Consider the following 24,972-nt stretch of genomic DNA (forward strand, 5'->3'; position numbering starts at 1 on the left):
TCCACCGCAATGGATTATAGGTATTGTTAGCTGTAGGCATTTATTTTCTTTTTGTCCATATGCTATATCCAATGTAAGTGGCTATCAGAATTGTAGGGATGTGCCAGGTGATTATCTCTCTCTTCAAAAGGACAGCTGAAATTATCATAAGCCCAATAATTGCCCAATCCATCCACTCTGTTTTTTTCTTTTGTTTTGATTGTGAAGAGCTTGGAATTCTTTTATGGATTTGCTTTTTGTGCTCTTCAATGAATATTGGTATTTCGTCCAAAAGCATTTGTCGGGTATACCAAGTTTCATCATCGACATACACTATTTTGGCACCGCATAGGTCTATTAAGGCAGTAGAAATAATTCCTATGCAAGCTCCAGCAATGAAGTCCGCCCCCCAGATAAAAGAAATTCCAGAATCGAATTCTTCGATGTCCTTATTTAGAAAATCATAGTCATTCAGTATTTCCCTCTTGCTCACCACATAAGTCTGGAAAAAAGTCTCCTTCCCATTTAGTTGGCAAGTACCTCCAAACTCATTAATTGATTCAAATTCTCCAAGGAATTTAAAGTCATAATTGAGTTTTGCAATTTCTGATTCCAATTCAACTTTGGTAGGTGATTTTGCTTTCGAGTAAAAAGCAACCATTGTCATCGACATAGGCTAGGTTGGTTTTATGCTTACAGCTAACGGTCTGGTATAACCGTCAGTTACGGGTTTAAAGTAAATAATTTTCGGTTAAGCACAGACGTTAGCAATTCCGAGTGGATTCGGAAATAGTCGAATCCGCCGTAATTGCGGTTATACATTGTTGTGTGTAGTTTTTTACTTTTCAATTTTTCCATAGTTTTTCAACACTTTCAAAGTCCACAATGTTTGTATGCCAGCCCACTCTAATTTTGTTCCTTCACTAATGCCATACCAAGTATCCCATCGTCCATCATCTTTTTGCCTGTTAATTAATTCTTTTATGTCGGATTCAATAGTCTCTTTAGTAAATAACGAATATAGAATGCTTTCGGAAGATGTTGCATAATTTAAACTATGTGGTTTTCCGTAAAGTCCCCAACCGTCATCAGACTTATCTTCACAGATTATTCCCTTATTCGACACCCAATTTTTTAAGTCATTTATTGTTTTTTCAGCTTTATCTTGACTTTTAGTAAACTTTAAAAACGTTAACCATCTTGGTACGCATAAATAGCAAAAAATGTGTTTGTCTTTAATTCGCTCAAATTCACTCCAAACAAACTGTTCCGCTTTTTTCATCCAAGGGATATCAATCTCATATTTTTCCAAAATTCCAAGTAGTGGTGCAGTAGTGCTTAAAGCACCCCATTCTTTAACTGTTTTAAAATGTTCTTCACAAGGATAAATGCTTTTTGGTCTAAACATCCACGGAATTCCCCCTTTTTCTGTTGTTATGCTTTCAAAATAAGGCATAAAGTCATTTAGAATGATTTCTTTGGTCAGATAACCAACTTCATCGAGCGTTTCAAGTGCCATAATGCTAAATAGAGGTTGACTTTCTGGTGATGCTGTGTCTGGTTCCATTCCGTGTCCAAATCCACCATCAGGATTTCGGTAAGCGTAAACTGCGTGAAAAACACCATTCATATCTCCGTTTGCAAAGTGAAATTCAAATAAACGTCTCTCAATCATTCTTGCATTTGTCAATATAAAATCTCTTGCTTTTAAAAAGTTGTTTTTCGGTAATATCATTTTGTTTTCAAGGATGGTTTAAATTACACACAACGGTCTCGTATAACCGTCAGTTACGGGTTTATATGCGTTAATATTCGGTTTAGCACAGGCTTTAGCAATTCCGAGTGGATTCGGACGTAGTCGAATCCGCCGTAATTGCGGTTATACATTGTTGGCAACTGGCTTTTTTCCATTCGTTATTTTCTTAATTATTATTCCACTTATAAAAGTCGAGATTATTGTCAGAAATAAAATCATTCTATAATTCACGTTATTTTGATGATATTTCAAAATTCCGTCATTCATTATTGGGTTCGTTATGGTTATTTTAATAAACTGACTTTCGAGAAAACAATACAGACAGTAAAAAGTCGGAATTATAATCAGATAGATTAGATTCAGTCCGATTATTTTTTTTAGAGAATTAATCTTTCGAGAGGTAAAATAAAATCCGATTGGGATTAAAGTCAGAATGAAAGCAATGTCAGTTTCGAAAATCCGAAAGTCCTTTCCACCATAAAATCCGAGTTTGTAATCTGCTAAATATTTTACCGTTCTGCGAGTCAAAATCCGATAATCCAATTCGTATCGCATTCCGAAAATAAAAGTCAGAATTACAATAACAATTAGTAAAATCAGTTTTCGTTTTCCTTTCAGCATTTCGTTTTTTCAGCTTGTTGCCAACGTTGAGTATATGAAGCGTAGCCTGCCGATAGGTGGCTATGATTTCATATACAGTGTTGTACCTAGTTTATTATTTTCAATTATTCTGTTCACTAAATCTCCAAAAGTGACTAAGTTTCCAGTTTTCAGAGGTCGTTTGTAAATGACATTAGGTATTATCTTATCTATCCAATATTTAAATCTTCTTTCAGTTTCCAATTTCCCGTAGGTCAGTTCTTCAAAAGTTCTTACTCCTGTTAATGTTGCTTCTTCAAGTAAAGGAGAAAAGTTGTCATTATTATCCAAATATTCAGAGATATTGGTAGACGGTCTCAAGTTGTCCACGTTAGCTCCTTTAATTTTTAAATTCTTTTTTAGAGTAAGGAAGACAGCGGAGCTTAAGCATTCATTCCCTAAGAGTTTAATTGGTTTTACTTCTTCTTTTTCAGCTCTTTCGGAAATGAAAAGACAGACATCCCACAAAGTTTTTTCGGTTGTTGGTTTAACAACTTCTTTCCATTCAACTCTATTTGCTTCTATTCCGTAACATTGGTTCAGCCACTCTGTCCACTCTTGCCAAGGAAGTAAGTCCTGAGCGTCTTGAAGGTCAACAATCACAGTTTCTTTTGTCAATTCAAATGTCTCATCAGCAATTGGGTCAAGAGGACTTGCTAGCCTGTGCTGCTCTTTAAAAATCTCAAAGATTTCTTCAGGACTATATTTAGAGTATTGGTTGTTCTTCATTCTCCAATTAGGTACAACGGTCATGTGTATGATTAGTTGCGGACTTTTCCAACGGAAAATGTCCGCCTGACTTTAAAGATAATTGATTGCAGGAATTTCCAAGTGGAAATTCCGACCGCAATTAATTATACACCGTGTTAGCAAACGTTTTTATTATTCCAGCGTAGTTTTCCACTTTTATTTTTCCGTTTGTTGGAATCATGTTTTGCCACACCCAATTATAGTGTTCAATTACTTTTTCCGCACTTAAATGAGGCCTTTCTCCCGTTGTATGTCCATCCGCAACCACGGTTATGTCATAATCTTTTGTCAGGGCAGATTGAATCGTGGATTCTACGCAAAAATCTGTTGCACAACCAGTAATTACCAATTTCTGCGTTTTCAATTCCGCAAGTTTGTCCTGAAGTCCAGATTTGTAAAAAACATCGTTTGCATATTTGTCCAGTCGAATGTCTGTCGGTTTGATTTTAAGTTCGTCTAACAATTCCCATTCCCAAGAGTTTTTTTCAAACTCTCCAGTACCATTTCCATCGTGTTGTATAAAAAAAACTGGAAAGTCCATTTTGCGGAACAAGTCCGCCAGTCCATTTATTCGGTTTACGACTCCGTTTGTGTCAAATCGAGGGGTTTTGCGCGTGAAAGAACCCTTTTGCATATCAATTACCAAAAGAGCTTTTTTATTTTTCATTACCTAAATACTTAATGGAACATTCTCAACTGTTATAACTACCTCAATAATCAGGTTTTCGGGCATCGATTCTTCTGTCTTTTCTATATGCTTTGTTTTGATATCAATGTTCTCAAATTTCAAATTAATATCAATCACCTTAAGAGTGTGCTCATTTAATTGGATGTGTTGTCCGATTTCGATGAACTCCATATTCTCGCCATACTCGTCTTTTACACCGCTAAGTTTGGAATACAAGTCTTTTTTGTCCGTGAAATAGGCAAAATCTCCTCCGTCAGGACTTATGATTTTAATATTGGTTTGAACTCTTGACATTTTATTTCAAAAATACATTGGATTTACAAAATGTTTGCTAACGGTTGTATAAAGGTACATCAAATGAAATGACCGTTTTAATAAATTATAACACTACAATTCGGGCGGTTATGGTTAGGTTTGTTAATATTTTAACATAACTACCAAAATGGCGGATAAAGACACTTTTGTTAAATTTTCAGGGTTTCTTGTTCTCAAAGCATAATTTCAATAAGCATCGGTGCTTTGGTTTTCTTACCGATTGCCCTTACGGTTCCCTTGTCATGGTTTTTGACCAAAAACACACGCCATGGCCAATCTTTGACCTATACGGCAAAGAGCTGCTCTAAAATCCAAAGCAAGTCCATCTTTTGTATTGCTAAATCCGTATCGGTTCGTATCTCCCCATCGACGGCAAATGTAATGGCTTGCCTTATGCACATCTGCAATGTTTTTCAAAAAAACAGGGAATCCCTCTTGCCAGGGGAACCCACCACGATTTTTTTGTTTGGTCGCAAGCTTCCAAAAACCTCTTGTTGGCATGCCCGCCATAATTGTTGAGGCATCGACGGGGCGACTAACTTCGCCATACGGGCAATACAAAGGCTCTAAGGCTCTTAATCTTTAGGGCGACCAATCTTTTTATTGAAGTCATGCATTTAATTCAAAATGCTCAGAAAAAACCAAAAAATACATTTATTGACTATGTTCTATTTTAAATTTAGTCCAGTACTTTTTCTTCATTCTCAACCAAATAATCAAATGCCTTGTTCACAAGCTGGTTCAATTTCATGTTTTTGCGCTTTGCCATATGGTCCAATTGCCTGTGTTTGTCTGATGTGGTCCTTACATTGAAAGCGCCCTTATAATACTTATCGGGATTTTTGCCGATTTCTTTGCAAGTCTCTAAATAATCTTCCAAAGCTTCTTTAAAAGAGCTTTCAAGCTCCTTTACGGACTCTCCTTCATAGGAGACCAAATCATCTATTCCTATAATACTGCCGTACAAAACCCCGTCTGTACTGCTGTATTCCACCGAACCTATATAACCGTTGTGATTTAAATAATTTGCCATGATTTTAATTTTTCTATGATCTGTTTGATGGCGTATTGTTTTACGATGTTGCCAGGGTGGGGCTTGTGTAAGTTTACAATCCTCTTTTCTGTATCTGCAAACTTTCTTCTAGAGTCTCCTGTTCTGCCTTTTTTAGATAGTTCCATAAGGCCAAAGTGTGCCAATATTTTTACCAGCTCTTCCCAAGTCGAGTCCTTTGGCGCTCTTAGAAACTTCTCTGTCAGCTTGTCAATTTCACCCATGTGCAAAGATAATGATTTTAATGTAACTATTTTTTAGTTACAGTTTAAAATTCCAATTTTTTTATTTAAAATATATATTATAAATATTGTATGTCATATATTTTTTATATATATTTAATTGTCAAATAATTTTAAATTAATACTCGTCAAAAATGAAAACAATTCTAGCTGAAAAGCCTAGTGTTGCTTTCTCCATTGCGTCCATTGTTGGCGCATCCCAAAAAAAAGAGGGTTATATGGAGGGCAACGGTTATCGTGTAACTTGGGCCATTGGCCACCTTGTGGGCTTGTCCATGCCCCTTGCTTATGGTCACGAAAAATGGTCTCTGGACTATTTGCCCATCATCCCAAATCCTTTTAAACTTCATGTTAGCAGTGCTATTGGGCCAAATAAACAGTTTCAGACCATCAAAACTCTTTTCCATGAGTCCACAGAAATTATTGTGGCCACGGATGCAGGGAGAGAAGGGGAACTCATTTTTAGGTATATCCATACTTTGGCCAATACTCCTTCCAATATCCCCATCAAACGCTTATGGATTTCGGATTTAACCGATGCTACCATCAAAAAAGGTTTGCGGGATTTGCGCCCTGCTGCTGATTTTGACCGCCTGTATTTTGCTGCGAAAGCAAGAAGTGAGGCCGATTGGTTGGTTGGTATCAATTTCACCCAAGGGTTTACCTTGGCCAGTGGTAAAAACAAAGCATTGTCCATTGGTAGGGTGCAGACTGCCACCTTAAAGCTTATTGTGCAACGCTATTTGGATGATCAAAGGTTCAGATCAACCTCTTTTTATGTGCCAATGCTAAGTTTGGAAAATGGAGAGGTGTCTTTGAAGCTTTCGTCTGAGGATAAATTTGAACAAAAAGAGCTTGCGGAGCATATACTCCTGAATGTAAAAGGTACATTAAGCCCTAAAATCACCAGAGAGGATACGTTGTCGAGCGAAAAACCGCCTGTATTGTACGACCTTACCACCTTGCAAAGAACGGTCAACAAAGTCTATGGCTACACGGCACAACAAACTCTTGATATGGTCCAGGTACTTTATGAAAAACACAAAGTGGTTTCCTATCCTAGAACCGACAGCCAGTATTTGGCCAATGCCCAAGAAAAGGATGTGGCCACCGTCTTTGATACATTGGAGGGCTTTTCTATAAATGGCGTGGTAACGGATACATTAAAAAAGGACATTGCTATTGAGGGCAACCCCGTTTTTAATGATAAGAAAGTTTCTGACCATCATGCCATCATTCCCACCGGGAGGTCTATTGATCTATCTATTCTGAAGGAAAATGAACGGAACGTTTTTCTAATGATCGTGCAACGCTTCTTTCAGACCTTTCTGCCTCTTTGCAAAAAGGCAAATAGAAAGTTGTTCTTCGAATTGAACGGGCATACATTTTCTGCTTCTTCAACACAAATTGTCGAATTGGGTTGGAGAATACTTTCGCCAAATGATGATACCGGAAATGTATTGCCAGAGTTGCGACAGGGAACCCAACTCAAAATAATCGATATCGAAATTCACGAAGGGAAAACCAAACCAAAGCCTTTGTTCTCGGATAGCTCACTTCTAGGGGCCATGGAAACGGCAGGGAAATTGGTCAGTGACCCCAAAATCCGTGAAGGATTGAAAGATAGGGGATTGGGTACACCAGCCACCAGAGCGGCCATCATAGAAACACTTATCAAAAGGGAATATGTCCTGAGAAATAAAACAAAACTAATCCCTACGGATATGGGGTGCGGGCTTATTGATGCTTTGGGGGATTTGGATATTTGCTCTCCTGGTTTTACTGGAGAGTGGGAATACAAACTGAAACAAATTGAACGGAATGAACTCTCGTATGCCGACTTTATGCTGGATATCGGTTCTTACGTCAAAAGGACTTTTCCCTCTCTTTTGGAGTCGGCCTCCAAGGTGTCCCAAATCAAGACTCCTGATGAGATCTCCAAAAGTTTTAGCTATGGGAAATGTCCCAAGTGCAAACAAGGGGAGATACGTAAAGGAAAAAAAGGGGCCTATTGCTCCAACTGGAACCAAGAGCCGAAATGTGATTTTTCCATTTGGAGCGTTGTTGCCAACAAAAAGCTGACCGATATCCAGATTACTGACCTTTTGGTAAAGAGGGAAACCCGAAAACTGAAAGGGTTTAAGAGTAAGCAAGGCAAATCTTTTGATGCCCAGTTGGTCCTTGACAAGGATTTTAAGGTGAAATTTTCATTTGATTAGGTCATGGAGTGTTGTTACTGTAATTCAAACCCTGGCAACAGGCCCAACTCCATAGTTTGGAACGGTTTTCTGGACCTGGATACGGGGCAAGGTGTTTGCTTTAAATGCAGGGCACTGCACTATGACCAAAAGAACAGAACTGAATTGGCGGGCTTATTTACCGAGTTTCCGGTTATTGTCCCTGCTGAAATGACCAAGTGGTCTTTTGCTTTATAGTGGGTTGTTGGCCCATCTTAAAGCGGGTACTATTTCACCTTTGCAAAGCTGAAAATTTTTGCTGTTGCGCAATTTCCATAGATCATTGCTTTTACATCCAAAATTTTCTAAACGCTGCAAATGAAATCCACCCTTAAATCTTTAGTATGGACAATCCACAACAACCCATTATTTCTTATAAAGATGATAAAGAAGTGCACACCTATAAAGGTCGTTGGAACGGCATCGCAATTACGGTGGTTTATCAGCCTAACTATTTTGAAAGTGCCAATGTTTCCCATTTGGAGGTTAGGGCCGATGAACCACTTCCTATTACCGAAACTGGGTATCGCTCCCATTGGGTACTTGATGGGGAACTGGAGGGTACAGACCCTTTTGAATACACTCTTAAAGGCTTAGATGTTCAAAGCAAATCCAAGCAATGGAAATGCTACCTAGAGCATGAAAAAACGATGGAAATCAAGAAATTACAGCTTTCATTGTTTTAATAAATAAAATATTATATATATAATATGATATATATTGTTATTTTAAATATGTCAAATATTCATTAATTTAAAATTCGTCAACTATGAATCCCAATGAACAACCCGAATCAAATCCTACAACGCCATTAATATTCAACTCTTTTGGTAATGTTGGAATTGCCATAACCGATAAGGTGAAAGCCTTATGTGATGAATCACTGGGCTATGGACTACTTACTAAATTGGCACTGATATGTCTAGAGGAAGAACAAGATATGTTTGTGCTTCTCACCCCTGATGATGAAAAGATTTTCTTTGGTTTCTTCGATACCTCCAGAAATGATTTGAATAATTTTTCGGTTCCCAACTCAAAGGGATTGGAAAGGGATGTTACCTTGTATTATGAAAACGCCAGATTGATGTTATTGGAAGAGCTTCCGATACAGAGTTAGTTTATATATTCTAAATATTATATATATTGTATATGAAAATCATTGCTGTTAGTAATCAAAAAGGTGGCGTTGCAAAAACAACCACTTGTATCAACCTTGCTGCGTTTATCGCAAAAAAACATAAAGTGCTGGTCATCGACTGCGATAAACAGGCCAACCTTTCCCTTTTTTTTGGAATGGAAGGGGCCGAAACAACGGTGAACGATATGTTTTTGAAAAGACCTTTTCAGGTCTATAAGGTGGGGAAAAACATAGACTTGGTTCCAAGTTCCATTGATTTTGCGGGGGTAGACCTTTTGATACAAAATGAATTGGCCAGAGAGACGATTCTCAAAAAGGCCATTGCTAAAATAAAAGGGGATTATGATTACATCTTATTGGATTGTCCACCGGATATGAACTTGGTTACGGTCAATGCGCTTACTGCAGCGCATTATGTCATTATTCCCGTCCAAGCGACGCAATTTAGCTTGGATGGGGTACATATCATGGTAGAGTTCATTAGCGGGGTCAGGGACTCCCTAAATGAAAGCCTTGCGCTTTTGGGTCTTTTGATTACGCACTTTGATGAACGGTTGAACATCAGCAAGAGCATTTCAAAGAACCTAAAGGAGAATGATTGGGAAAGTGCGCTGTTCAAAACAAAGATCAGAAGGAATACGGCCATAGAAAAGTCACAATTGAAACATAACCGTAAGACCATCTTTGAGTATGACCAAAAAAGCCATGGAGCAATCGATTATACCAAGTTCGGAAAAGAGGTTTTACAAAAAATAAAAAAATACGGTTAAATGGGATTAAACGATTTATTGCCAGAAAATAGGGGAAACAAACCCAACAAGCCCCAACGGGAAAAGGGAAAGCCCGGAAGAAAACCCAAAAAAGAGCCGCAGCATACTTTTTCGGTAAGGGACGATGTTTCTACCAAAGTGCTGCTCGAAAAAATCCAAAAGATCAAGGAACTGACCACTCCAGGGGTGAAGTCGATTTCCCAGGGCAGCATCATTCGTGAGGCCCTGGAGCTATTGGCCAAGGAAATGGATTTTCCTAAAAAGGAAAAAAAGTATGCGGAATTTCTGGAATATATTAACGCTGATTCTATTTTGAAGAAGTGAGTCTGTAATAATTTGTTTAGCCAGTTATATATGTTGGCTTATTCATTCATCTTTCGGTATATCTTTTTCATCATTAATTCTTTCACCAAGTCACCGAAGATTTTGTCTTCCAATATTTTCTCAAATATGTCTTGATTTTGGTCCATTCGTCCAATTAGTTTGGTCATAAACATATCCTCAAAGGCATATTTAAACGTATCCATTTTATTCGCTTTTGCCTGCTTTTGAAGTTTTTCATTCAATTCTTTCTTATTGTCAATTAGTAAATCAGATACACTCACATTTAATATATCAGCTATCTTGTATAAATCTTCAAGACTTGGTTGTCTTATAGAATTTCTCTGATTTGATTCATTTTAAATCAAGCTTGATTTTTGTTAAACTTAATAAATACTGATTATTAAATAATGATATTTTTCGCTTGTTTCAATCAGAATGGAAAAGGGTGATTCTTATTGTTTTATTCGACAATTCCTTCAATAAAATATGATTCGTGAATCAAAGGCATAAGAAATGTTGCTGGAATCCATGAATAACCATTATTTATGCCCCAGGTAGTGTAATTGTTCTTCACTAAAAAATATTCTCTATCGTCCCTATATTGTGAATTATATCCAACAATACAAACAACATGGTTAGATGTACCTCCTGAATTTGAGGTTATAATTCTATTCGTTTCTTCATCTAAAAATTCTTCAGTTGAAAATTCAGTTTTAATATTCTTAAAAAAACTATTTTGGTATAATCCAATAATTACGGGATGCTTTTCAATAAGTGCAGAAATAATCCAGTTTTTTTTATCCTCACTCATTTTATTGTTTATTTCCAGTTTACTATAACCGGAAATCTTGTGCCATTTAGTATTTCTGGGAACCCGTCGTTTTATTTTTGAAAAACTTTTGCAATTACAATCGTATTCATTGCTGAAGACTGTCCCAGTACTTTTTAATATATCCAATGATTTTTTTGCTGTACCAGATCTTCCACAATAAGGACTTTTTTTAAATAGAGGCAGATTTGAATTATTCTTACTGGCTACGATACCTGAAGAAAAATAGTTTTTATTGATTAATTCTCTGTCTGATATATTGTTTCTGATATTGAATTCAGCACTTAAAGCTGTATATACTACAGCATAAGCATAACATGTGGCACGATATTGAGATATGGAATTAGGACAATAATTTGACAAGTCTATTTCTTCCATATTACATTTATTTTGTGAGTTTTGTTAGAGTTCGAAATGTGCTGCCGGTTAACCCTTCAAATAATTTGTTTTCTTCAAGTGTAGGTGTCGCTATTAGGTTGGCTACTTCTGCAGGACTTGATATTGTGGGTCTTTTAAGGACAATGGGATTTATACCAAACTTAATATCTAAAGAATATTCTTCAGTAGAAGTTGCCAACTCTCCACCAATATTTAGGCCATAAGCACCTCCCTTTGCACCAGCATTAAATTTATTGTATTTTTTTCGGACAATGTTTTTCTGAACAAATCCGGAGATGGCAAATAGATAACAGATTTGAGAATCATTCAATAAATCTTGATTGTCTTGTTTCCATTGTCTTACATTTGAAGGCCAGTCAGGATGATGTTGATTAATTACACCTGCAGCTTGGTCAAAAATCATTAACGAGAAGAAATTTTCGGAGGATAATTCTGCACTTAAGTAACTTAAGAAAGAAACGTTTGCAGCAAGTTGTTCATCTACAACTATTGAACTCCTCAGTTTAGGAGTTGACAATTTAGATAATTCATCAACGGTTCTTTTAATGGGGAATGGGGTAAATTCAAATTGGTAATTTGGGTCAGCTAGGTTATCCGGACAGTTGTCATTGACTTTTCTTATCTGAAGTACCATTCCCAATAAAGCATAAGGATTTGCAATGTAAGGGTCAGCATCGATATAAGCTGTATGACTTCTTAGATTCAATTTGGTTATAGCCTCTTCTTGTTCAGCTACATTTGTTTGTTCGGCTACATTATTGTTCATTACCTCGTTAATGTGCTCTGTAGAATTGTTTCCTGCCATTTTATTGTGCTTTTATTATTTATTTCAATTATTCTGTATGTACAGCTCTAATTTCTTTCATCGTTTTCCCATTATAATCCCTGCTCCAACTATTTATTGTTCTTAGAGCACTGCTTTTATTATTGCCATTTTAGTTTCGTTTAATGGAGTGCAACTATGTTAAATGTATACCATAGATTGGGCAGACAAAACATAAGTTTTGATGATCATCAACCATCTTTGATTAAATCTTTTAAAGCCTGATAGTATAGGGGGGAAGTGATTACAAGGTAGTAAGTTTCCTGTTATTTCAATTAAACAATAACCTTACTTTTTCTGGGGGTTTTCTTTAATATTTCTAGTTTTGAATAGTATATGCCCCTTTTTAATGGTTTTTTGCTATTATCTGTTTGGGATTTTATGCTGTATGTCTTTCTATTATTTGGTAAAATAATTTTCTTTCATTTTCTGGCCATTTTATTGTTGCTTCTTTATTTTGATGGATAGGGTGTTTCAATTTGATTAAAACCAAACATAACCTCACGATTATTTTTTCTGAATTGTTAAAAAGTAATTGTAATGTTGTGAAGGAAGACTCTTTTTCTTTCAATTCTTTTTTTGTTTCTGTCAGTTCAATTGCCCATTGTTCTTTTACACTTTCAAAGCCATCTTCAAATATTTTTTTATTGAACTTAGCTTCTCTATATGCTTTTTCTTCTCTCCTTTTTGAATTTCGTTTGTTAACGATATAGTTGATTAACTGGGTTAGCAGTACCCCTAATACGGTGTAAATGATTTTTTCATTCCTATTCTTTTTGTCATATAACTTAGTATAGGTAGATATGTATTTTGCCCCCTCGTTTTCAAGGTTGTCTATTTCAACTTCCGTGCTATCACTTTTATGTCTAAGCTCTTGCAAGGTTTTTTCTTGAGTCTCTATAAGGATGTCCTTAAGTTCTATCTCCTTGTTTAACTCATATTTAGTAACTGTTAGTTTAGTATTTAAATTCTTAACGTTGTTCTCTAAATTTTGAACTTTCCGTTTACTTTGATGGAGAGACTTTGTTAGTTGTTCATTGAACTTTATTATTTCTTTTATATGTTGTTGTGTTGACGATAGTGTGTTATCAAGGCCTTGAAGCGAAGTATGGGCAAATTGAAGTTTGTGTTTCACCATTTTTCCATTCCCCCAAATTACATGGTGTGGAAATTTATTATGGTATGCAAGATGATACCCTAAAAACAAGAATGAAAAGTTAATAAGAAGGAATATGAATGCGTTTCTATACTTTCTGGATTTCTTTGGTTCTATCTTTCGATAAGATAAGGTGTCTGGATCGTAGTAATATTTTACTTTGGACATGTTTGGTTTTATACTGTCTTATTTTTAGGGAAGGCTAAATAGTCATTGTTCAATGCAGTACTTTATTTACTTTTCAGCCTCTTATTTACTGGTAACTTAAGTAAACTTTGAGCTAGATTAGCTTGATTGAAATTCTCGATTTCGTAAATTTCTTTAATTAATCTAGTTAATTTAATGTCGTATTTTTTTCTCCTTCCTTGTTTATCGATAGGAACGTAATAATATCCTGTAAACTCTAAATCGCCTTTCATTTTGAGGTCGCAAACTCCATAGCTTCTTATAGCTATATTATTTGGCTTAAAAGCATAAAAAACTTCGCTATTGAAAAAAAAGCCTTTAAAAGTATATTTTCTTAAAAATTCTTGATTTGTATTCTCACTTGAATAGATTCTTTTGATTTTTCCTGATATCTTATTTCCAATTTGTTTAATTTGATATTCATCAACTTTATATACTTTTTTTTGACCGTCATAAATTATAAGCAACCATTTACCCGAAATATTTGGCTTAGAGGAAATCAATGAATATATAAAAGAACGAACAGTTTTAGAAATCGTGATGAGTGCTGCAATTGAACAGATTATAGCTGTTATTGTTATACTGGACCAAGAATTTTCTATTAAACTACCCCAACCTCCCATTTAATTACTTTCTATTGTGATTATGCCAATATCAATAATGCTGCGATTAAACAAACTAGTCCAACAATTCCACTTACTGACTGATTCTCCTCATCTTCAGCAAACATTGTTCTAAATGCTGCAATAACAAAAATAATTCCAAGTACAATAGTAAATACTAATGAAATTCCTTCGGGTTCACCTTTTGTACAACTATTTAAAGTCAATGAAGAAATTAGAATAATACCAAGTTTTTTTTGATTCATATTTAGTTTTCGTTAGGGTTATATTGCATTGAGCGGTAACGTATAAGAATAGTAGCGGATTTTATGCACTTACTTTTCGGTTTGTTACTGTTGTTTGATTTATAAAATGCATTTTCGTTTAAGCGATTAAACCGCTATTATTTTTATACAATGTTAGGGGCAGTACTTATTCTGAAATGTAACTACCAAAAATCTCAATCATTTTATTCCGCCAATTTTCTGGAATATCTTCCCAGTTATCTCCCCAATTTTGAGTCTGCTCGAAAGCTTTGAATGGCTTTTCGTAATTCGCTTGATATCCAATTTCATCTTCAACATTTTCGTGCATCTCAACGATTCTGCCATTTGTACCTACAGCATCTTTAATGGGTTGATTAAACTTTACAGCTCCTTCGATTCCATTATCTCTATCGTGGACAACAATAGGTTTAATGCCCATAGAGGTTAAATATTTTACTAAACCAATAATAGCAGCTTTTCCTCTGGCTTTTAATACCTCAAAGTTTGAAATAATCCTCAAATACTTTTCTTTAGGTAATCTTGCTAAAGACTCTCTTATTAAAATATCTTCTGTGTCTCCTTCAATTATAACGACATTATTGGTATAAAATGCTCTGGAAATATAATCATCAATCTTTAGAAGCATTTTGACGTATGACTTATCATCTCCTTGTAGTTCTAAAAACGCATTTGATACTGAAAATGTACTGCATTTAACGGACTTTTTATTTCGGATAAGTCTGTTCAATACTTGCTTTGGTTTTCTTGAAATATCAATTAAAAATGGCGAATGAGTGGATGCCACTATCTGAGAATTTGAACTGCTTAATTCATAAATAGCATCTCTCATTTGATTTGCAGCACTTGGATGTAAATAAATTTCAGGTTCTTCAAAACAAATAATCAGTGAGCGATTATGTTCATCTTCTCTTTCAGATAGCCATTTTTGTCTAAAACGTAGCATACCAAAAACCGCAGCTCGAACCATACCTGTTCCTTGATTTTCAACTGATGTTTTTATGTTACTGGACATTTCAATATTAAAGCTTGGTTTTAATGCTTTATTTGGGTCACTTAAGTCTGTAGTTGCGTGTAATTGAGATTCAGGAAATACTTTTGTCAGAACTGAATTTAAATCAGTCATCATTTTACCAAATTCCGATGTGTCATCTTCTGGGTCTAATTCCTTTGCAAGTTTTTCTAAATGTTCTTGAGCGTTTTTGAAATTATCAGAGTTTTCTCTTACTACTTGAAAAAGTTCATTTAATGTTTTACCCAGAACACCTGACGTATTTCCTTGTATTTCATTCATAGAAGTGTCAACTGGAATTAGTAAAAATCTTGGTAGCATTTTTAAAACATTACCAGGTATTCCACCAGGATTTTGAAACCAAGTATCTTCGTCAACTATATCCCATATTTCATCAAGTTGCTCTAATTTTTCTAATGCTCCTTTGCTCTTGCCAATGTTCTTGTCTAATTCTGGAAAAAAATCGGAAATAACATCTTCCAAAATTCCCTTATCTATGTAATCTTGTGGCTTTTTACAGTCTTCAAATTCCGCTTTTAGGTTTCGAATTTTTGATTTAAACTCTATAACTACATCTTTGCCTAATTCATAGGTTTTTTTGTAAGTAACTGAAAGCCCTGTTTCAGTTTCACTTTCGTACTCAAAAATTCTTCCTTTAAATCCTCTCCAAGTCTTTGATTCTTCAGGTAGGTTTCTAAATTCAGCTTCAAAAATAACTTTGGTTGTTTGAGGTTTTGTTTCTCCAGTTTCTTCATCAATAACCGAGTAATAATCTGAACTTGGTAATGTTTTGGTTGCGGAAAGCAAAACACCAATAGCTTTCAGTATTGAACTCTTTCCAGAATTATTTTGTCCGATTAAGAATGTCGCATCTTCAAGATAAATTTCTATATCCTCAAGTCGCTTAAATCCCTGTATTTTAAATCTATGTAGTTTCATTCGTATTGCCCCTAACGGTCTCGTGTATGAGTAGTAGCGGATTTTTACTCACTAACTTTTCAGTTTAGCACAGACCTTTTGTTTTATATTTATATTCTCATTTTATCACTTAAATCGCTATTATTTATACACTTTGTTGTGCCTAGTACTTAGATGTTAAAAAACTCTTTTCGTGCCAAATTGACTTTTTCTATAGTGTCTTTTGTCCAATGAGTTAGATTCATATGTTTTGGATTTTCCAGCGCAATAGAATATGATATATAGATTATCAAATATGGTGGTTTTCTATTTTCCCAAACCCATTGCCGAGCTTTTTCGGTTCTGTATAGTAAGTCATGTACGTCACTTATCGTTTCGTAACCTGATTCTATTAAAGCCTTCCAATGCCTTAAGAAGTGTAACTCATCTTCAGCTATTTCAATTTCAGAGTTTGGGAATTGATGATTTAAATATAAAATTACATTTCGGACTGTGGTTTTTTGTTTAAGCAATTGTTCTAAATCTAACGATTCTTTAACTACATCAATTTGTTCTAGCCAATTATTCTTTTTCGTCCAACTGTCTGTATTAATATACTTAGACATATCAACCTCAAAATTCCACTGAGTACCATCAGGTAGAATAGTGTTTTCATCAAACTTTGCATTTACAATATTTGATTCAAACAGGTTTGCTCCAGTCAAATCTGTACTCTTAAAATTTACATTTCTAAGGTCAGCCTTTGATAAATTCGCACCATGTAATCTGGCTCCTTCAAAATTCGTGTCATATAGTCTTGCTTTGGATAAGTCAGCTTTACCTCCAAGTTTAGCGAATCTTACCCAAGATTTTTCTCCAGTTAATTTTCCTAATGCTCTTAATTCATGAACAGCTTTATTAGCCACCTCGTTAACTGGACTGTGCAAGTCTCGAAGCAAATTATCTTTTCTAGCAATTTCGGCTAGATGTTTTTCTTTTTTATCCTTTGAATTTTCAAGGACTTCAAGTATGATATGAATTAATCCAGCAATTATAATAAGTATTAATCCTACGTAACCGGAATAAGTTAAAGTACCTTCTTCATTTTTGAATTTGAATAGTAATCCTATAACTCCAGAGAAAGTCAAGATTATAGTTAGTATAATTTTTACTATTCTAATTTTCATTTTTATTCAATCGATAATTTGTATTAGGCACAACGTTTGTATAAAAGTTTGTCCTTTAAAATATCCATTACATAAACTATAACTCGACAATTCGGGTAGTTATGGTTAGGTCTGTTAATGTTTTAACATAACTACCAAAATGGCGGATAAAGTTACTTTTGTTAAAATTTCATAGTCATAGAATTGAACATATATCATTAAGAATCTGAAATACGTTTCTTTCTAAAATGCTCTCTCTAGAATTGGGGAAGTGGTTAAATGTAGATAAATTCCCTTAAATGTTTTTGCGGAAAAACCTTAGTTTTTTAATGGTTTTCCCTCAATAAACAATATTTAACCATAAGGAAACATCTACAATTTAAAGTAGCACTATTACTGCAGTTCATTTTTTAATCACAAGGATTCAAAATCAGGTTTCATAATCGATTTTGCATTGTCTTTTTGATGATTGTTTTTGGATGTAATCCCTAACGATTCCAAAATCATTGGTATAGAATTTTATGCCATTATCATTGACGACCAGAATCCTATTTATTGACGGAATATAACGAACGGTTATTTCTCCAATTCTATGTTCACATCCCATCTGCTTGCTCAAATCGTTTTCCGAATTCGAACACAACTCCATAAATGAACCCTGGAACATTTTTAATCATTTTATCGTCCGGGGTTCTATTGTCCCCATAATATCGTTTCCCATGCGCATCCGATTTGGCGACTACCATTTCTGTTATTTTTCGAACAATTGTTCGATAATCAAAGTTGCAGACAATCCTTATCAATTGTTTTTCAGATAGACCATATCGTTTTAGATAATCATAGGCTTTTTGCCGTTCCTCGGTAAAAATCAAAAGCGCGTCATCATATTCCACCTCAATAAAGATGCTCCTAATGGGCTTTCCCTTAGTTGTAAAATAGTTCCTCCCATTTTTAATTATCGTTATACCCGTGTCCTTATTTTCGGAAATTTCTTTTAGCCATTTGTTCAATTTTGCCCGCAAATTTTTCCACCCATCAACCCCCTTATACGAGGTCTGGATGAACTCCTGGCCAACAATCTTAAAGATTTGCTTTTGTACGGTATCTTCGTCCTTATCCCTTAAAAACCCATAGCCCAGCATTAAATACAGCTCATTTTTGGCAAATTCATAAGTATGCTTTTGCAGCCTCCTGAACTGTAGCAATTTTTCAAAAAGCTTTTTGGTCTGGCTTTCCCCAAAATCAACAAAGGTCTTTGGTAGGTAGGAAATATATCTGTCATAATCCGGATAGCTCTGTTGATAGAGTTCCTTGACCAAACGATTGTCCTGAAAATGGCCCTCCTCCAATTTATTGATGTAGAACAGTGGCAGTACATCATCAATAATCGAGATTTGAAGGGCAAGTGTTTCATCTACCACGCATCTGCTAAAAAGATTGTAAATGGAATACAACTTATCTCCCTTGTGGTACTTAAAGGTGACTTTTGACTTCATCAGATCATCGGTAACCTCCTTGTAATGGTGTGGCCTGATGGCCGAAACATTCAACCCCTTTGCCAAAAAATAAGGCTTAAGGTCGATTTTGAAGTCGTTCACAATCTCCTTTTGTTTACTGGTCATATATTGGACCAACATGATGAAATCTTTTTGAACCGGTGTGAAATCACAATAGGCATCCACAAATCGCATGGGCTGCAATACTTTCTTTGATTTTTCCATGGGCCTAGTTTCTTGGAAGTTTTACCAGTGCGGGATTTTTTCTGCAAATTTCCAATAGTTCCGTTTTGGAATAGAAAATTGAACGATTGATCTGATAATAGGGGACCAGGCCTTTTTTCTTCCAAGCGATAAGGCTCTGTACGGTTATGCCCAGAAGATTTGCGGCCTCTGTTTGGGAAAGCCTATCCTCCTCCGGGGCTATCGGGGACTCTCCAATGAGTTCGGTCTTTCTTAATTTGTCGATTACGTTTTCCACTATACGCTCCAAATCCTGCATGGAGAAGGCATAGAGAACGGTTTTGTCTCCTTTCATTTTGACGAGTTTTAAATTTGATTATATGATGTTTTATGATTTAAATTTTATCCCATGTGTTGATCATTTCATTTGATTTGAAATCTTCAGCTATTTTGAGGTATTTGCGAAAAGAAGCATCATCGTTGTGTCCCGTGATGTTCTTGAGCACCCGTTCGTTCATACCCAATATCAGACTGTTTGTCACAAAGGTTTTTCTGGCGGTATGGCTTGTGATTAATTTATATTTTGGACAGGTTCTGTCCACTCTGCGGTTGCCTACATACCTAGTTATCGTTGTGGGTTGGTCAATCCCGACAATTTCGCAACATTCCTTGATGTACTCATTGAATTTTTGACCAGAGATCCGGGGTATCGGTTCGTATATGGTTCCTTTATATTTGTCCAAGATGCCCTTGGCAAGTTTATTCAACGGAATTTTGTGATCAAGGCTCTTGGTCTTTTGTATCGTAAGGCGGATATATTCCTTATAGATATTGGACGAACGAAGCTGTTTCAGATCTGAGAAACGAAGACCCGTAAAACACGCAAAACAATAGAGGTCCCTTACCATGGAGAGCCGTCTCGAGTTAAACTCATGGCCATATAGTGACATCAGCTCGTCCATAGTCAGATAAATAACCTCAATATCCTCACTTATCGTCCTGAACTTTTTGAATTCTGTATTACTATGGTAACCTCTTTCCATAGACCAGGTCATAAAAGTTTTGAGGAAAGCGATCAATTTTCCATAATAGTTGTTAAGCGTTTTTCTTTCCAGAAATGCGTAATCCCGAAAATTCTCCAGGAATTTTTGGTCCACCCGCTCAAAATTCAATCTGTAGTTTTTTGCACGCTCAAAATCTCTAATAAAGTTCTTGCTGGCGTTGTATTTTTTTAGAGTGCCCACTGCCCGTATTGCCCGATGGGTCTCCAAGAATTCATCCATAGCTTCAAAAATATCTGGAGCCATAGGTTTGGAAGCCTTGCCGTCCAAGCAATCCAAAATATCTTGATGGCGGAGCAATTCCCCTGAGATCAGGCTCATACGATATAATTCCTTGACCTTGTGCTCAAGGCCGTCCAGAATGATATTGTACTCAATGTGATAATTGTATGGCTCCGATTTTGTGTTGGGTCTTACTCTTTGGTTTTCCCAATCCTCAGGGTTCACCCTTACCTTGGGAACACTTCTGCGGATACGTTGAGAGTTTACGGTAATATTGATTCGGACCGGGGCAAATCCCTTACTATTGATCGCATCTGTCCTTAATGAAAAAATTATCTCCACATTCAACCTGATTTAACCTATTTACAATAGGTTTAATTTAACTATGATTAAAGAGGTTGAATGCTAACTTTTGGTGGGACATAAAGTGGGTCGCACACTTAACATAAAGCTATGAAAATTATTTTTAAATTTTCAAATGCAATTGTAGTGATTTGATATAAAGCTAGTTACAATATGATAAATTGCATTTTAGCATTTCCCAAGTCCTTGTAGGCCAACAAAAGATTAAGAAAACAACCCAGCTTTAGCTGGGTTGTTTGTTTTTGGTCTTTACGTATTTTCCTTTCAAAACGTACCTACCTGCTACTTTCGGCACCATTTTTTCTGCCTTTGTTACATTTCAAAAAGGACTTGTTACATACTGGAAAGTTAGTCCTAAACCCCACTGTTAATTTCGAAGCATGTTTTTACAATCCTTCAATGGAAGATTAAAACTTTTGAGTTCCCCCCCCCTTTTTATTTCGGAAAATTAAATACTCATAAAAAGTTGAAAATCATGAAAAACACTTTGAAGTTAATGTTAATGTGCGCGATGAGCCTTTTATTGGCTTGCTCAGCAGAAGATGGACAAGATGGTGCCATTGGTCCGCAAGGGGAACAGGGAGAACAGGGGCCTACAGGGCCGCAAGGAGAGCAAGGTCCTGCAGGAGCTGATGGACAGGATGGTGTTGATGGAATTGATGCCAATTCTACTGTAATTTCCTCCGGATGGTTTGAAATTAATACCTGGGACACAGACCTGTCCAATTTCAAATTTCACAGAATTCCCGATTTGATCTTAACGGATTTTGAAATTGAAAATCATGTATTCTTGGTGTATCGAAGATACCAGCCAAGTCCAGCACTTACCACAATAGAACTTTTACCGCTATATCTATTGAGCAACACTGGAAGTATGGAGCTAACTATACAGAATAGGATATCTGGGAACGGATTGTTCATCCAGGTGCAATCGTATGGTCGGAATGTGGAAGCTGAGGAATATCTAGGGCCAGAGACCCAATTTAGATATATGATTGTTGGGCCCGCATCAACATCTGACAAAAACAGTGGCATAGACCTTACCAAAATGAGCTATAAAGAAGTAGTGGAATACTTAGGAATTAACCCATAAAACTTATCCATATGAAACCTCACAATTTTTTTAAATTCGGAGCTACGTTACTATGTGCCATTTTCTTTGCCTCCTGCAGCGGGGAAGATGGGGAAACCGGATCCCAAGGTCCTCAAGGCGAACAGGGCATTCAAGGCCCTCAAGGAGAACAGGGCGTTCAGGGAGAACAAGGCCCACAAGGAGTCAATGGACAGGATGGAACAGATGGACAGGATGGCAATGCCAATGTAATCTTTTCCAATTGGATAGATGCCGATTGGAATGTTCAAGACGACCCTAGAGCAAAGGTAATGAACCTTCTGGTCACGGAGATAGACAATATTGAGCTTAGGAATAAAACCTTGGTGTTTGTCTATCTACAACAATGGGGGACTTCTAGTATTTATCCTATGCCGAATGCCGGCCGTTGGTCCAATACATGGTATTCCTATACGTTTGGAAATAATGGGATAACGTTAAATGGCATAACCGTAACTCTTTTAAGTACCAACGGGGTGGATTTAACTGAATTTCAGTACTCAGGTTCCAGAGGTAATAGGTTTCGGTATGTGTTGATACCAGAAAGTGCCCAATCCGGAAAGTTGGATTATTCCAACTACGAGGCTGTAAAGGCTTTTTATAACCTTCCAGATTAAATCATTCAAATCAATTAAAATGAAAAAATTAATAGGATTCTTTCTTTTTTGCACTTTGGTAAGTCCTATTTGGGGCCAGACCAAAAAAATGACATCATTTAAGCCAGAACTGCATGGGTTTAAATTTGATAATAGTTTTAAGAACATCTTTATAGATGCAATTGATTGGAGAACCGGAGGGCTTTGTGGAGGAATGTCCTACTCCGCCTTGGATTATTATTATGCAAGAGGTATTTCCACACCAAAAACCACGATCAGACCTACAGAGGGGAGTCCATTACAGAAATACCTCTATGATCGCCAGGTAACGTCACTGACTTCCAATCTGGACAAATGGGCAGAAATAGGGTTCAATATAGAAGGAGCTCGTAATAGCGAATTCTTCAATTGGGGAGTAGAAAACAAGAAGGGTAGCAGGATCAATGAGTTACGTTCTTTTATTAATAGAAGACAACCTGTGCCTTTGGGCTTGCAAAGTGTTGGGGAAAAAGAATCTGACCCAGGGAATCATCAGGTTTTGGCAATTGGCTATGATTTTGGAACAGCCCAGGATTTGGCCAATGGAGCATACAAACGCAAAATGAAAATCTATACTTACGACCCTAACTATCCCAATAAAATTATGACCCTAATACCCAATTTTAAGGACGAGGTTTTTTATTACGAGAAAGAACCACATATGCGGTGGAGAACCTATTTTGTGGATAAGAAATATCGCGCAAAAACTCCGCTAAGAACCTCATTGAAGGATTATCCCAACGATGGTAATATTCACGAACTGGTTTTTGAATTTGGCGTTGGCAAGGATGACCTTAGGGGAGGGAACGACAATCTAAACCTCACCATTTTTTATCATAATGGAACTCAGCAAAGGGTTTATAACGTGAACAAAGGAAACAAATGGATAGATGACTATTCGCAATATATAACAATACCATTGCGCAAGCCTGTTCCTTTGAATGCGATTAAATCTGTACAGTTAAATACAATTTCCGGAAACGACAATTTCAATTTGGATGTATTGCGGATACATGTTAAAGGTTTCAATAGGAATAGGAAAGTCTATGATAAGAGGGGTGCCCCATTAAAACGTTTTACTGGAAAAGACAAGACTTTTTTGGCCGTGATCAATAGCAGACCACCACAGACAAGGTCTATTGCGACGGGTGCAACAACCTCAATGCCCACTAAAGCTGAAACTGTGCCTTCAACAAAGCCTATTGATAAACTTCGGTTCAGAATTCGTACAGGAGATGATGACCTTAGGGGAGGCAATGATAATTTAAACATCGTGATACATTATAAAAGCGGAAGGCGCCAAACGGTAAAAAATGTGAATAAGGGTACACGCTGGAAAGACAACACTACAGTTTCTTTGGATGTGGAGCTCAATTACCCGGTCAATTCCATTTCCGAAATCAGTCAGGTAGTTCTCCAAACAACCTTTAAAGGGGGTATGGGGGGTGACAACTGGAACCTTAATTATTTGCATATCGAGACATTCAAAGGAAATCAAAGTTCCGGTGATTTTTGTAAAAAAGGTTCCAATGACCAACGGTTGTATCGGTTTACGGATAAATCCAATTCCTTTGTTGTCAAAAGGTAATACGTTATGAAAATTGCAGGTGAGTTAAAATATTTTGTGCTTGTGATTCTATGTTTTGCGATTCATGGGTGTGGAAACGATGAAGGTAATGGGCCATTGCCATTGTCGGCATGCGAAACAGGTTCTAACCCCAATGCAACGTTTACGGTCTCGTTTACAGATTTGGAGGATATAGACCATATAGAGCCCTTGGGCGAGGTACAGATAGCCCATAACTTTGTAGGGCATACCTATGTGTTTATAAAACAGGAGGTGACCGAAGTGCCCATTTACGCTCCTACGGATATGGATGTGATCAATGTGACATACGACGGGATAGATTATCAAATTGTCTCAAGGGCCAGTTGTGAAGTGGTGGTCCGTTTTTCGCACATCACCAATCCTGCCCAATCCATTCAAAACTTGGTCGTGAATAATCAAATGGGGCTGTTCGACCCTTATGCGCCCTCCCTCCTAAAACTTTCGGCAGGTGATTTGATGGGAACGACATCTGGAACAGCGCAGGCCAAAAGTTTTGATTTTGGGGTGTACCACGGTGAACGATCTCAAAATTTCCTGAACAACGATCGCTTCCATCCAGTAGAAACTTTTAGATATTCAACCTGTCCCTACGATTATTATACATCTGATCTGCAAAACCAAATGTATGCCCTCTTTGGTCCAAAGCCACTTGCACAACCTTTGGATTGTAGGGGGCCAAGAGGAAGGGCTGGGACCATTGCCGGACCTTGGTTCGACACCGATGAAGTAGTGACCCCTTACTATGGGCAGACCCGATATTCTCCCCTTGTAGTAGCCACGGCATTGAACGGAACGGTCAAGATAATCCGTGGAACAGAAACCAATGTGTATAGGGTTTCCCTTGGTGATGCAACCTATGCAGATCCCGAAGAGGTGACCTTGGAACATTGTTATGAAGTAGGTTCTGGGGGCTATTTCTATTTTCAATTACAGGCAGATGGTACTTTGCGTGTTGTACGGGAAACGTCGGGGACTTGCCCTTCTGAGTTTCCATCTACCGGTTATTTGACCTATTACCGATGAATTCGTGGTTTTTTTAATAGTTTAAT

At 36.6% G+C, this 24,972-nt stretch carries 30 protein-coding genes; 10 read left to right on the plus strand and 20 right to left on the minus strand.

The window, feature by feature from the left end; all coding sequences use genetic code 11:
- Positions 1 to 40: 40 nt before the first annotated feature.
- The 8 genes from HJC33_RS11385 to HJC33_RS11420 form a co-directional block, all read right to left on the minus strand.
- The gene (locus HJC33_RS11385; RefSeq protein ID WP_171658949.1) at positions 41 to 652 is read right to left on the minus strand and encodes a hypothetical protein; all 612 of its coding nucleotides are present in this window, start codon (positions 650 to 652) and stop codon (positions 41 to 43) included.
- A gap of 165 nt (positions 653 to 817) precedes the next feature.
- A complete protein-coding gene (locus tag HJC33_RS11390) occupies positions 818 to 1,714 on the minus strand; it encodes a hypothetical protein (RefSeq protein ID WP_171658950.1) in 897 nt (298 codons plus the stop codon).
- 702 nt (positions 1,715 to 2,416) lie between these two features.
- Positions 2,417 to 3,103 carry a hypothetical protein gene (locus HJC33_RS11395; protein WP_171658951.1) on the minus strand — a complete coding sequence of 229 codons (687 nt, stop codon included), beginning with the start codon at positions 3,101 to 3,103 and terminating at the stop codon, positions 2,417 to 2,419.
- 121 nt (positions 3,104 to 3,224) lie between these two features.
- The gene (locus HJC33_RS11400) at positions 3,225 to 3,791 is read right to left on the minus strand and encodes a cysteine hydrolase family protein (RefSeq protein WP_171658952.1); all 567 of its coding nucleotides are present in this window, start codon (positions 3,789 to 3,791) and stop codon (positions 3,225 to 3,227) included.
- A gap of 3 nt (positions 3,792 to 3,794) precedes the next feature.
- Positions 3,795 to 4,106: a hypothetical protein gene (locus tag HJC33_RS11405; protein WP_171658953.1), complete on the minus strand. Its 312-nt coding sequence runs from the start codon at positions 4,104 to 4,106 to the stop codon at positions 3,795 to 3,797.
- 261 nt (positions 4,107 to 4,367) lie between these two features.
- A complete protein-coding gene (locus HJC33_RS11410; protein WP_171658954.1) occupies positions 4,368 to 4,628 on the minus strand; it encodes a hypothetical protein in 261 nt (86 codons plus the stop codon).
- A gap of 178 nt (positions 4,629 to 4,806) precedes the next feature.
- On the minus strand, positions 4,807 to 5,160 hold the full coding sequence (locus HJC33_RS11415) for a type II toxin-antitoxin system HicB family antitoxin (protein ID WP_171658955.1): 354 nt from the start codon (positions 5,158 to 5,160) through the stop codon (positions 4,807 to 4,809).
- Positions 5,145 to 5,402, minus strand: coding sequence for a type II toxin-antitoxin system HicA family toxin (locus tag HJC33_RS11420; RefSeq protein WP_171658956.1), 258 nt, complete (start codon positions 5,400 to 5,402; stop codon positions 5,145 to 5,147). Before HJC33_RS11420 ends, HJC33_RS11415 begins: the two co-directional genes overlap by 16 nt.
- A 152-nt stretch (positions 5,403 to 5,554) precedes the next feature.
- Here HJC33_RS11420 and HJC33_RS11425 point away from each other — a divergent pair, with 152 nt between their 5' ends.
- From HJC33_RS11425 to HJC33_RS11450, 6 genes are all read left to right on the plus strand, one after another.
- Entirely contained in the window at positions 5,555 to 7,639 is a 2,085-nt protein-coding gene (locus HJC33_RS11425; protein WP_171658957.1) for a type IA DNA topoisomerase, read from the plus strand.
- A gap of 3 nt (positions 7,640 to 7,642) precedes the next feature.
- Positions 7,643 to 7,855, plus strand: coding sequence for a hypothetical protein (locus HJC33_RS11430; protein ID WP_171658958.1), 213 nt, complete (start codon positions 7,643 to 7,645; stop codon positions 7,853 to 7,855).
- Between the two features lie 146 nt (positions 7,856 to 8,001).
- A complete protein-coding gene (locus HJC33_RS11435; RefSeq protein WP_171658959.1) occupies positions 8,002 to 8,343 on the plus strand; it encodes a hypothetical protein in 342 nt (113 codons plus the stop codon).
- Between the two features lie 83 nt (positions 8,344 to 8,426).
- The gene (locus HJC33_RS11440) at positions 8,427 to 8,774 is read left to right on the plus strand and encodes a hypothetical protein (RefSeq protein ID WP_171658960.1); all 348 of its coding nucleotides are present in this window, start codon (positions 8,427 to 8,429) and stop codon (positions 8,772 to 8,774) included.
- A gap of 32 nt (positions 8,775 to 8,806) precedes the next feature.
- Positions 8,807 to 9,565, plus strand: a complete 759-nt coding sequence (locus HJC33_RS11445) for a ParA family protein (RefSeq protein WP_171658961.1) — start codon at positions 8,807 to 8,809, stop codon at positions 9,563 to 9,565.
- A complete protein-coding gene (locus HJC33_RS11450; RefSeq protein ID WP_171658962.1) occupies positions 9,566 to 9,889 on the plus strand; it encodes a hypothetical protein in 324 nt (107 codons plus the stop codon).
- A 38-nt stretch (positions 9,890 to 9,927) separates the two neighbouring features.
- Here the strand turns inward: HJC33_RS11450 and HJC33_RS11455 are convergent, their stop codons facing one another.
- From HJC33_RS11455 to HJC33_RS11510, 12 genes are all read right to left on the minus strand, one after another.
- On the minus strand, positions 9,928 to 10,170 hold the full coding sequence (locus tag HJC33_RS11455) for a hypothetical protein (protein ID WP_246245536.1): 243 nt from the start codon (positions 10,168 to 10,170) through the stop codon (positions 9,928 to 9,930).
- 179 nt (positions 10,171 to 10,349) lie between these two features.
- On the minus strand, positions 10,350 to 11,096 hold the full coding sequence (locus HJC33_RS11460; protein ID WP_171658963.1) for a C1 family peptidase: 747 nt from the start codon (positions 11,094 to 11,096) through the stop codon (positions 10,350 to 10,352).
- Positions 11,097 to 11,103: 7 nt separating this feature from the next.
- A complete protein-coding gene (locus HJC33_RS11465) occupies positions 11,104 to 11,922 on the minus strand; it encodes a hypothetical protein (protein WP_171658964.1) in 819 nt (272 codons plus the stop codon).
- 397 nt (positions 11,923 to 12,319) lie between these two features.
- Complete coding sequence (locus HJC33_RS17365) at positions 12,320 to 13,264, minus strand: hypothetical protein (protein WP_246245537.1); 945 nt, start codon at positions 13,262 to 13,264, stop codon at positions 12,320 to 12,322.
- A gap of 62 nt (positions 13,265 to 13,326) precedes the next feature.
- Positions 13,327 to 13,905 carry a hypothetical protein gene (locus HJC33_RS11475; protein ID WP_171658965.1) on the minus strand — a complete coding sequence of 193 codons (579 nt, stop codon included), beginning with the start codon at positions 13,903 to 13,905 and terminating at the stop codon, positions 13,327 to 13,329.
- A 20-nt stretch (positions 13,906 to 13,925) separates the two neighbouring features.
- Complete coding sequence (locus HJC33_RS11480; protein ID WP_171658966.1) at positions 13,926 to 14,150, minus strand: hypothetical protein; 225 nt, start codon at positions 14,148 to 14,150, stop codon at positions 13,926 to 13,928.
- A gap of 166 nt (positions 14,151 to 14,316) precedes the next feature.
- A complete protein-coding gene (locus HJC33_RS11485) occupies positions 14,317 to 16,119 on the minus strand; it encodes an AAA family ATPase (RefSeq protein ID WP_171658967.1) in 1,803 nt (600 codons plus the stop codon).
- Positions 16,120 to 16,268: 149 nt separating this feature from the next.
- A complete protein-coding gene (locus tag HJC33_RS11490) occupies positions 16,269 to 17,264 on the minus strand; it encodes a pentapeptide repeat-containing protein (protein WP_171658968.1) in 996 nt (331 codons plus the stop codon).
- A 409-nt stretch (positions 17,265 to 17,673) separates the two neighbouring features.
- Positions 17,674 to 17,862, minus strand: a complete 189-nt coding sequence (locus HJC33_RS11495) for a hypothetical protein (protein WP_171658969.1) — start codon at positions 17,860 to 17,862, stop codon at positions 17,674 to 17,676.
- The gene (locus HJC33_RS11500; RefSeq protein ID WP_171658970.1) at positions 17,840 to 18,964 is read right to left on the minus strand and encodes a hypothetical protein; all 1,125 of its coding nucleotides are present in this window, start codon (positions 18,962 to 18,964) and stop codon (positions 17,840 to 17,842) included. The genes HJC33_RS11495 and HJC33_RS11500 overlap by 23 nt, the downstream gene beginning before the upstream one ends.
- A 4-nt stretch (positions 18,965 to 18,968) precedes the next feature.
- Positions 18,969 to 19,277: a helix-turn-helix domain-containing protein gene (locus tag HJC33_RS11505; RefSeq protein ID WP_171658971.1), complete on the minus strand. Its 309-nt coding sequence runs from the start codon at positions 19,275 to 19,277 to the stop codon at positions 18,969 to 18,971.
- Positions 19,278 to 19,317: 40 nt separating this feature from the next.
- Complete coding sequence (locus HJC33_RS11510; RefSeq protein ID WP_171658972.1) at positions 19,318 to 20,547, minus strand: site-specific integrase; 1,230 nt, start codon at positions 20,545 to 20,547, stop codon at positions 19,318 to 19,320.
- A gap of 496 nt (positions 20,548 to 21,043) precedes the next feature.
- On the opposite strand from HJC33_RS11510, the gene HJC33_RS17250 reads away from it, so the two are divergent.
- Genes HJC33_RS17250 through HJC33_RS11530 form a run of 4 tightly spaced genes read left to right on the plus strand, consistent with a single transcriptional unit; the run spans position 21,044 to position 24,946 of the window.
- Complete coding sequence (locus HJC33_RS17250) at positions 21,044 to 21,661, plus strand: collagen-like triple helix repeat-containing protein (protein ID WP_216366691.1); 618 nt, start codon at positions 21,044 to 21,046, stop codon at positions 21,659 to 21,661.
- 11 nt (positions 21,662 to 21,672) lie between these two features.
- Positions 21,673 to 22,296 carry a collagen-like protein gene (locus tag HJC33_RS17255; RefSeq protein WP_216366692.1) on the plus strand — a complete coding sequence of 208 codons (624 nt, stop codon included), beginning with the start codon at positions 21,673 to 21,675 and terminating at the stop codon, positions 22,294 to 22,296.
- A gap of 19 nt (positions 22,297 to 22,315) precedes the next feature.
- Positions 22,316 to 23,902 (plus strand): hypothetical protein, encoded by a 1,587-nt coding sequence (locus HJC33_RS11525; protein WP_171658973.1) that lies wholly within the window; start codon positions 22,316 to 22,318, stop codon positions 23,900 to 23,902.
- 6 nt (positions 23,903 to 23,908) lie between these two features.
- Positions 23,909 to 24,946, plus strand: a complete 1,038-nt coding sequence (locus HJC33_RS11530) for a hypothetical protein (protein WP_171658974.1) — start codon at positions 23,909 to 23,911, stop codon at positions 24,944 to 24,946.
- The last annotated feature ends 26 nt before the right edge of the window (positions 24,947 to 24,972 follow it).

The sequence above is a fragment of the Flagellimonas amphidinii genome, assembly GCF_013090115.1.
Classification (GTDB): domain Bacteria; phylum Bacteroidota; class Bacteroidia; order Flavobacteriales; family Flavobacteriaceae; genus Flagellimonas; species Flagellimonas amphidinii.